The sequence below is a fragment of the Pseudomonas delhiensis genome, assembly GCF_900187975.1.
In the GTDB taxonomy this organism is placed as follows: Bacteria; Pseudomonadota; Gammaproteobacteria; order Pseudomonadales; family Pseudomonadaceae; genus Pseudomonas; species Pseudomonas delhiensis.
Window position 1 is genome coordinate 1 of the sequence record NZ_FZPC01000073.1, and the last position, 1769, is coordinate 1769.

A 1769-nucleotide genomic window follows, 5' to 3' on the forward strand; every position below is an offset into this window, starting at 1 on the left:
TTCCAGGCGCCCGAGCTGGCCTCCGGCGAGCACAGCATCTCCGCCCGTCCGGTGAACGCCATCGGCCAGGAGGGCGAGGCCAGCGAAAGCATCGGTTTCACCGTGGTGGGCGAGGAAACCCCGCTGCCGGAGATGCCTGTCATCAGTGAAATCCACGATGACGAGGGCTCGGTCACCGGACCGCTGAGCGACGGCGACGTCACCGATGACACCAGCCTGAGCGTCAGCGGTACCGCCGAAGCCGGCAACCTCGTGCTGCTGTACGTCAACGGCGAGCTGGCTGCCAGCGTGGTCGCCGACGAAAACGGCAACTGGAGCACCGAACTGCCGCTGGCCGGCGATGGCGAGAAGGTCGTCACCGCCAAGGCGCAGGATGAGGCTGGCCGTCACAGCGACGAGACCGCCCCGGTCTCCATCATGCTCGACACCACCGCGCCGGAGCAACCGGATGTGGTCAGCGCCGAGGACAACGCCGGTGCCATCACCGGCCCGATCGAGCCGGGCAGCGTGACCGACGAAGCCAAGCCGGCCCTCAGTGGCTCGGGTGAGCCGGGCGATACCGTCAGCATCCTCGACAATGGCGAAGAGATCGGCACCGCCATCATCGACGAGAACGGCCATTGGGAATTCACACCCGAAGAGTCGCTGGAAGAGGGTGACCACAGCATCAGCGTGGTGATCACCGACCCGGCCGGCAACATCAGCCAGCCCAACGAGTCGCTGGACTTCGTGGTCGATACGGCTCCGCCGTTCGTGACCATAGACCTGGCCATCGACGAGGTCGGCAACATCACCGGCGAGGTTCTCGACGGCGGCGTGACCGACGATCGACGCCCGACCCTGAAGGGCACCGCGACCCCGGACGCCCTGGTGATCATCAAGGAAGGCCCGGTGGTCTACGGCAGCGTGGTCGCCGACGCCGAGGGCAACTGGAGCCTGCGCCTGCCGCTGTCGCAGAGCGACGGTGATCATCTCTACATCGCCGAGGTGCAGAACGCCGCCGGCAATTCGGCCCAGGCCGAATTCGTCCTGGTGATCGATACCCAGCTTCCGGATCGCCCGGTCCTCGACAGCGTGCTGGATAATGTCGGTGCGATCACGGGGCCACTGCTTTCCGGCGATACCACCGACGACGCCAACCCGACCCTCAAGGGTGGCGACGCCGAGCCCAACGGGCTGGTCAAGGTCTATGACAACGGCAAACTGATCGCCAGCACCACGGCCGACGAAAACGGCGAATGGAGCCTGGACCTGGAGCTGGAGGAAGGCGAGCACCGCCTGACCGTCACCACCTGCAACGACGCGGGCGTCGAGAGCCGGCCGACCCGTCCGTTCGACCTGACCGTGGACTCGTCGCAGGCCGACCTGCGCATCGACCAGATCGAGCTGATCGACGACTTCGGACCGGTCACCGGCGCCATTGTCGATGGCGGCAAGACCGACGACGCCACGCCGGTGCTCAAGGGGCACGTCGAAGGCACCAACGTCGCCTATGTGGACATCTACGATGGCGAAACCCTGCTGGGCTCCGCCCCGGTGGACGAAGACGGCAACTGGGAATTCGAGGTGCCGGAACGGGCCACGGGCGAACATGTCCTCAGCGCCGTTCCGGTGGACAGCCTCGGCAAGAATGGCGAGGCCAGCGAAAACATCGGCTTCACCGTCGTGGGCGAGGAAACCCCGCTGCCGGAGATGCCTGTCATCAGTGAAATCCACGATGACGAGGGCTCGGTCACCGGCCCGCTGAGCGACGGCGACGTCACCGATGA

The 1769-nt window shown here is 66.2% G+C and carries 1 protein-coding gene; it reads left to right on the forward strand.

Going from position 1 to position 1769, the window contains the following annotated elements; translation table 11 throughout:
* Window positions 1–1769: Ig-like domain-containing protein (locus CHC02_RS29750; protein ID WP_244906826.1), on the forward strand; the 1769-nt coding region annotated here is incomplete at both ends.